The 2,958-nt window shown below is 65.0% G+C and carries 1 protein-coding gene; it reads right to left on the bottom strand.

Going from position 1 to position 2,958, the window contains the following annotated elements; genetic code table 11:
• On the bottom strand, window positions 1-2,725 hold a 2,725-nt coding region (gyrA, locus tag ABGA94_RS07935), incomplete at its 3' end, for a DNA gyrase subunit A (RefSeq protein WP_375366952.1).
• Window positions 2,726-2,958 lie beyond the last annotated feature (233 nt).

Genomic DNA, 2,958 nt, shown 5'->3' with positions numbered 1-2,958 from the left:
GCTGGCGCAGGGTCGATTCGGCACCGTCGGCGGCCACCGCCAACGCCGCTTCCAGGCGGCGCCCGTCATCCAGGCGCAGGCGCACGCCGTCCTCGTCCTCGTCGATCGAGGCATCCATGCGCTCCACCGCCTGCAGCTTCTCGTCCTTGGACAGGCGAATCAGGGTCACGCCCTGGGTGTTGCGGCCGACGCGGCTGATTTCCGAGCCACGCGTACGCACCAGCGTACCGCCGTCGGAGATCAGCAGGACTTCGTCGCGGGAGCCCATCAGCACTGCGGCGACCAGCTTGCCATTGCGCTCGGTGGTCTGGATGCCGATCACGCCCTGCGTGCCACGGCCCTTGCGCGGGTAGTCCGGCAGCGGGGTGCGCTTGCCGTAGCCGTTCTCGGTGGCGGTGAGGATGTACTGCACGCTGGCGTCGTCGGCACTATCGATCACCGCATCACCCGTGGCGGCGGCTTCCTCGACACCGTTGTCGTCCTCGTTCTCGTCCTCGATGCCACCGGCACTTTCGGCCACGATCAGGCTGACCACTTCCTCGCCGGCCGGCATCCTGATGCCACGCACGCCGGTTGCGGTACGGCCCATCGAGCGGACTTTGTCCTCGCCGAAGCGCACGGTCTTGCCGTTGGAGGCGAACAGCAGGATGTCGCGCTGGCCGTCGGTCAGGCCGACGCCGACCAGCGCATCGCCCTCATCGAGGTTGATCGCGATCTTGCCGCGGGCCAGACGGAAGGCGAACTCGCCCAGCGGGGTCTTCTTGACCGTACCGTTCTTCGTGGCGAAGAACACGAACTGGCCATCGGCGTACTCGCGCACCGGCAGCACGGCCTGCACGCGTTCGCCCGGTTCCAGCGGAATCCAGTTGATGATCGGACGGCCGCGGGCGTTGGAACCCGCTTCCGGCAGCTGGTAGACCGGCAGCCAGAACACCTTGCCCGAGCTGGTGAAGGTCAGCAGCGTGTCGTGCGTGTTGACCAGCCACAGCTGTTCGATGAAATCCTCTTCCTTGGTCGCCGCCGCACTGCGGCCACGCCCACCGCGGCGCTGTGCGCGGTACACGCTCACCGGCTGCCGCTTCACGTAACCGGCATGCGACACGGTGACCACCACGTCTTCCGGTGCGATCAGGTCGAGGATGTCCAGGTCTTCTTCGCTGTGGCGGATTTCGGTGCGACGTTCGTCGCCGAACTCGGCCTTGACGTTGACCAGCTCCTCGCGGATCACCTGCAGCAGGCGGTCGGGATCTTCCAGGATGTGGATCAGCCCGGCGATCACTTCCAGCAGCTGCTTGTACTCGTCGGTCAGGCGGTCCTGCTCCAGCCCGGTCAGGCGGTGCAGGCGCATTTCCAGGATCTGGGTGGCCTGGATCTCGGTCAGCTGGTAGCCGCCCTCGATCAGGCCCACGCCCTTGGGCAGGTCTTCCGGGCGCGAGGCTTCGGCACCGGCGGCACCCAGCATCGCACCGACCAGGCCCGGCTCCCACACGCGCGCCAGCATGCGCTCGCGTGCTTCGTTCGGGTTCGGCGAGGTCTTGATCAGTTCGATCATCTCGTCGATGTTGGCCAGCGCGACGGTCAGGCCTTCCAGCACATGGGCGCGGGCGCGCGCCTTGCGCAGCTCGAACACGGTGCGGCGGGTGACCACTTCGCGACGGTGGCGGACGAACGCCTCCAGCATCTGCTTCAGATTCATCAACTGCGGGCGGCCGTCGACCAGCGCCACCATGTTGATGCCGAACACCGATTCCATCTGCGTCTGCTGGTACAGGTTGTTCAGCACAACCTCGGCAGATTCGCCGCGCTTGATCTCGATGTAGATGCGCATGCCGTCCTTGTCGGACTCATCGCGCAGCTCGCTGATGCCTTCGATCTTCTTTTCCTTGACCAGCTCGGCGATCTTTTCGATCAGACGCGCCTTGTTCACCTGGTAAGGAATTTCAGTGACGATGATCGATTCGCGGCCATTGTCGGCCACTTCGATATCGGCCTTGGCACGGATGCGCACGCGGCCACGGCCGGTGCGGTAGCCAGCGACGATGCCGGCGGTGCCGTTGATGATGCCGGCAGTCGGGAAATCCGGGCCCGGGATGTACTCCATCAGGCCGTCGACGTCGATCTCCGGGTTGTCGATCAGCGCAATGCAGGCGTTGATCGATTCGCTCAGGTTGTGCGGCGGGATGTTGGTCGCCATGCCCACCGCGATACCGGCCGAGCCGTTGACCAGCAGGTTCGGGAACCGGGTCGGCATGACCGTCGGCTCCAGTTCCTTTTCGTCGTAGTTGGGCTGGAAGTCGACGGTTTCCTTGTCGATGTCCGCCATCAGCTCGTGCGCGAGGCGCGACATGCGCGCTTCGGTGTATCGCATGGCCGCGGCGGAGTCGCCGTCGATGGAGCCGAAGTTACCCTGGCCATCGACCAGCATGTAGCGCAGCGAGAACGGCTGCGCCAGGCGCACCAGCGTGTCGTACACCGACTGGTCGCCATGCGGGTGGTACTTACCGATGACGTCACCGACGATACGCGCCGACTTGAAGTAGGGCTTGTTGCTGTGTGCGTTGAGCTCGTTCATCGCATACAGCACGCGGCGATGCACCGGCTTGAGGCCGTCGCGCGCATCCGGCAGCGCGCGGCCCACGATCACGCTCATGGCGTAATCGAGGTAGCTCTTGCGCATCTCGTCTTCCAGGTTGACCTGGATGATTTCCTTGGCGGTTTCTGCCATTCGGGTTCCGTTGTCTGGTAGCGGTCCAGTCCGGCGCAACCCTCTGCGGGAGGGGGTCGTGCCGGAACCTCGATTCAACCTGTGGATACTACCACAACAGGCCGTTTTCCGCCTCCCTTTACGGGGATTTTACCGGCACAAATCAGGAACTTAGGGGCCCTACCGATGCTGTAGGGCCGAGCCCATGCCCGGCTCGGCCGGCAATACGCCGCAGCCGAGCATGGGCTCGGCTC

This window comes from Stenotrophomonas sp. 3diitr2024 (assembly GCF_042136455.1).
Classification (GTDB): domain Bacteria; phylum Pseudomonadota; class Gammaproteobacteria; order Xanthomonadales; family Xanthomonadaceae; genus Stenotrophomonas; species Stenotrophomonas sepilia.
Note: the sequence above shows the minus strand (reverse complement) of the source record. Positions and strands in the feature narration are given on the sequence as shown.